The sequence below is a fragment of the Burkholderia sp. IO2 genome, from assembly GCF_029522185.1.
In the GTDB taxonomy this organism is placed as follows: Bacteria; Pseudomonadota; Gammaproteobacteria; order Burkholderiales; family Burkholderiaceae; genus Burkholderia; species Burkholderia cenocepacia.
In genome coordinates this window covers 1-4,505 of sequence record NZ_JAKWFH010000123.1, presented here as the reverse complement: position 1 = coordinate 4,505, position 4,505 = coordinate 1, and the positions used below count along the sequence as shown (strand labels likewise).

General features: G+C 73.3%; 3 protein-coding genes. All 3 read right to left on the bottom strand.

The genetic code is table 11. From position 1 onward, the window contains the following. Nucleotides 1–153: 153 nt before the first annotated feature. Nucleotides 154–2,487, bottom strand: a complete 2,334-nt coding sequence (gene bcsB, locus MMB92_RS34995) for a cellulose biosynthesis cyclic di-GMP-binding regulatory protein BcsB (RefSeq protein WP_196445986.1) — start codon at nucleotides 2,485–2,487, stop codon at nucleotides 154–156. An 850-nt stretch (nucleotides 2,488–3,337) separates the two neighbouring features. Beyond that, nucleotides 3,338–3,790 carry a hypothetical protein gene (locus MMB92_RS34990; RefSeq protein WP_034200706.1) on the bottom strand — a complete coding sequence of 151 codons (453 nt, stop codon included), beginning with the start codon at nucleotides 3,788–3,790 and terminating at the stop codon, nucleotides 3,338–3,340. Beyond that, the coding region (locus MMB92_RS34985) for a dual specificity protein phosphatase family protein (RefSeq protein ID WP_277563264.1) at nucleotides 3,790–4,505 on the bottom strand (716 nt) is incomplete at its 5' end. The genes MMB92_RS34990 and MMB92_RS34985, both read right to left, overlap by 1 nt.

The window sequence follows — 4,505 nt, the reverse complement described above, 5'->3', positions numbered from 1 at the left end:
GCCGGCCGCGTCGGCCGCGCCAGTCCCGGCGGCGTGCGCGCGCGTGGCCATGCCGGCCGCCGCGCACGTCACCGCCAGCGCCAGCGCGAACGTCGCGCCGACACGCCGCGCCGGCCGCGTTGCCCGTCGCTTCGTCATTGCCCGCGCCATCCGTTACATCCCCCGTCGACGCGCGGCGATGCGCTGCAGCACGCTGAACACGCCGAGCGCGAGCAGCAGCCCCGCGACGACGCCGACCGCGCCGAGCACGACCGGATGCCGCGCCGCCTCCGTCCACACGCGCGCATACCACGGCACGAAGCCGACCACGTAAGGCTCGCCGACCCGCAGGCTGTCGACCTGCCCCGGCCGCACCAGTGCGAGGTCGCCCTGCAGTTGCGACACGAGCCCGGCGTTCTCGAACACGTCGAGCAGATCGCCGAGGCGCGCCTGGTCGGTCGCCGTCAGCGCGACGACGCTGCGGCCGCGGCTGCCCGGCAGCTCGAAACCGGCGAGCGCCGCGAGCGGGCCCGTCTGTTCGATGTGCGCGCCGCCGTCGGCGAGGCCCACGCCGTTGCGCCAGCGCTCCTTCACCGTGAACGCGACGCGCGTCGCGCCGCCGCCGGCGCCGCCCTGCTCGCCGATCGCGAGCGGCAGCGCCGCGCGCCAGTGCGCGAGCAGCGGCGACGCCGGCGAGCCGTCGATCACGAGCAGATCCTTGTGCCCGGACAGCGCGGCGACGTCGCCGGGCCGCGCAACTTGCACGCGCAGCGCCGGGAAGCCGGTCCATTCGCCCATGTGGCCGAGCATCGTCAGGTAGGCCTCGAGTTCCTGCGGCGACGGCCGCTCGGGCAGCACGATGGCCGTCTGCGACAGGTCGGCGAAGCGCGTGAACGGGAAGCCGCTGTTCGCGAAGAACGCGAGGTTCGGCAATTGCGCGTAATGAACGAAGTGCGAGAAGTCGATCGTCGAATCCGGATCGATCGCCGCGCGCTGCGGCTCGGTGGCCGTGCTCGAACACAGGCCCGTCTTCTGCGAATCGAGCGAGAAGCGGAACTGCAGCTGGTTGCCGCTGCCGACGCGGAACGCGGGAATGTCGACGTCGCTCGTCACGCGCCCTTCCGGCACCGACAGCAGCGGCAGCTGCATGCGGCCGTGCGCGTCTTCGGCGTGGGCCGGCCCGAGCCGGTACGACTTCACGAGCTGATCGTTGATCTCGACCGCGAGCGTCGAGTTGTCCTGCACGGTCGGCGCCGTGTAGCGGTAGCGCAGCGTGATCGGCACGCCCGCGCCGTTCCACGAATGCAGATCGGCCGGCACGCGCAGGTTCAGCCGGATCGCGTCGGGCGTCGTGCCGCGCACTTCGAGCTGGCGCGGATCGTCGACGAGCTCGCGGAACGCGATCGGCCGGTTCACCGGCAGCCAGCGCGGTGCGTCGTACGGCTTGCGCGGCGCGCCCAGATCGACGTGCGCGACCGACGCCGCCGGCCCCGACAATGCCGCGCGGCCCAGCACGAGCGTCGCGACCGCGTCGTCGACCTCGGCCGCCGTGCGGCCCGTGACGACCAGCAGCTTGCGCCCCGGCGCGGCCGGGTTGTCGGCGACCGCGAGCAGCGGGCCGTTGACGGGTGGGAGCGCGAGACCGGCCGGCAGCGTCGCGGCCGTGCCGACCACGACGGCCTGGTCGTCGGCCGGCAACGCGGCCGACACCGGGAAACGCGCATGCCGGTAGTCGGCCAGCGCGCCGAACCACGACGCGAGCACGCCCGCACTGCGCAGCGTCGCCGAATCGGCCGTCGCCGGCAGCACGAACGGCAGCCGCACGCGGCCGTTGTCGCGCCGGTCGAAGAACGGTGCGGGCAGCAGCGCGAGATCATTCGGCAGGCGCACCGGCGATTCGTCGAGGATCAGCTCGCTCGTCGGGCTCACGTCGGCCCACAGCGCCGAGTTCGACGGATCCTCGCAATGGTCGAGCGTGTAGTGCGCGATCAGGCGCAGGCCGATCTGGTTGAAATCGGAGAAGTAGCGCGGATCGATCGGGATCTCTTGCGTCACCGTGCGGCCCGCACGCGCGGCGTCGAACGGGACGGTCGCGACCACCTCGCCGTTCACCGACACCTTCAGGTGCGACAGCGGAAAGACCAGCGACGGCGAATATGCGTAGGTCAGGCGCAACCGCGCGCCGGTGATCACGCGGTCGAGCCGCACGCCGGCGTTGATCGTGCGCGCGTCGTCGGCGCCGCGCAGGCGCAGCGGATCGAACGCGCCGAGCGACGCGAACGGCACATGCACGGTCGTCGCCGGCAGGCCGGCGGCCGGCGCGCTGGCCGCCGCCGGCGCGGCCACGGGCCCCGCGGCGGGCGCGACATCGGACGCCGCCGCGTGACCGGCAGCGGCCGTCGAAGCGGCGGCCGGCACCGCCGGCATCGGCGCGGCCGACTGCGCGGCCGCATGGAAAGCGCCGGTCATCGCGGTCGCGAGGACGAACAGCGACACGGCCGGCTTCATGCACCGCTCCGCTTCGTCACGATGGTCCCGTCCTTCTGCGCGTCGAAAGCGACGCGCGCAAAGCAGCTATGCCCGTAAGTGCACATCCCCTCTGCTTCCCCTCATTCATGGCCTGATTGCATTTATCGGAACGACGCGGCGGATTCTTCAATGATCGGTTCGCCGCGCGGCGGCGCGCCTGGCACCGGCGGCCGCCCATTCGTCACACTATCTCAAAAATAGAACAGAACTTACCGTGATTCGCGACTGAGAAGCGAAAAAAATCTCAATTCGGTCGGAAATGCTGCGCAGGAAGAGTGAATGGCAAGAATTGCGCCGTTGCTGCCGGATGGCCGGAACGGCGTCGTTCCGACGCACGGCGGCCGGCCGGGGCACCGGTGGCGGCCCGTTGCAGGCCGCCCGGAACGCGCTGCCGCGAGCGGCGCGTATGCTACCGCAAGCGCGCGTCGCGCGACGTATTTTCTTCGTGAAAAACTGACCTGGATCAATTCGTCGACGCCGCCATCCGCCACCGGGGCGGGCAGCGGCGCGACGCAGGTCGAAATCGCGAAATCCGAGGCCGGCCCCTGCGAGCACGCTGGCGCAGGGCCGGTTGCCGTCGATCGCGCGCGCTCCGGCTGCGTCCGCCCCCGGCCTCCGCGATGACGCGCATGCGCGACGCACGCGGCCCGCGCGCGGCCGGTCGGCACATCGGTCGAACGACAGGGGCGCTACGGCCGGCTATCCGCACCGGCGGTGTGAAACGGTCGGCCAACGGCGCCCATACGAAGAACGTACCCACCGCGCATCCGAACCAGACGCTGCAGGAAACCCATCGAACACGATCGCGGCGCACCGGCACCGCCCCTCGCTAACCGATCGGCGACACCGCGATCGCGATCCCGACGACGAGCCACTGCACGATCGCCACCAGCACGGCGGCCCGGCACAGCCCGACCGCGCCGCGCACGCGCGCGTCGAGCGTGCGCCCGGCCTTCGCCGCGTCGATCCAGCCCAGATCGGCGAGCGCGCGATCGAGCGCCGCGAGCCCATCGTCGACCGCCCCGTCGTCGCCCACCGTCCGCGCCAGCGCGGCAAACAACCGCCGGTCGATCTCGATACGAACCGCGTACCACAGCGCCGCGATCCCCGCCCCCGCGCTGACGGCGGCCAGCAGCACGCGGGCGAGCGTCGCCGGCGCCCAGCCCGCCGCGATCCAGCCACCCGCGCCGGCCGCGGCGAGCGCGGCCACGAGCGCCCATGCGCCCGCGTCGAGCGCGCCGCGCGCGGCGGCAATCCTGAACGGCGCCGACGGATCGCGCATCACACGCGCCCCGCATCGCGACGGCGATCGATCCACTGCTGCAGCACGGCCACGCCGTCATCCGACCACACCGCGTGCGGCCGGACCGCGCGCACCGCGGCCAGCGCGTCGCGCGCATCGGCCAGCCCGCGCCGCGCGGCGAGCCACGCGGCCGCGCACAGCACGCTGCGGCCATAGCCGAGCGCGCAGCAGACCAGTACGTCGCGCCCCTCGCCGTGCAGGCGTTCGAGCGCCGCGACGGCCTGCGCGAGCTGCGCCGCGGTCGGGGCGACGAGATCGAGCTGCGGCACCGACGCATACGCGAGCGCTGCATCGGCCGCCGCCCAGCGCGGCATCTCGGCGGTCAGGTCGACCAGCGCGGTGAAGCCGTCGCGCCGGATGTCGCGCGTCGTCGGCGTCCGGCCGATCGACACACGCTCGTCGATCCGCACCGGCGCCGGCTGCCGGAACGTCCACAGCCGCGAATTGACGAACGCGCCGGCGATCGTCGGCGCGAGCAGCCAGCCGATGAAGACCGGCAACCGTCCGTGCGCATCCTTCTGGAACGCGCCGGGCGCGCCACGTCGATAAGCCCATGCGACGCAGGCGAGCGCCAGCGCGACCCACCCTGCCGCCAGCGCCCAGCCCGGCGCGCGCGGCACGCACGCCAGCGCCGCGAGTGCGACCAGTGCGGCGCCGCACGCGTAGCGGCGCGCGAGCGCGCGGCCGGCCGCGG

Excerpts from the sequence above, each read along its gene's own strand:
- bcsB (WP_196445986.1), bottom strand. The coding sequence starts at position 2,487 with ATGAAGCCGGCCGTGTCGCTGTTCGTCCTCGCGACCGCGATGACCGGC.
- MMB92_RS34990 (WP_034200706.1), bottom strand. The coding sequence starts at position 3,790 with ATGCGCGATCCGTCGGCGCCGTTCAGGATTGCCGCCGCGCGCGGCGCG.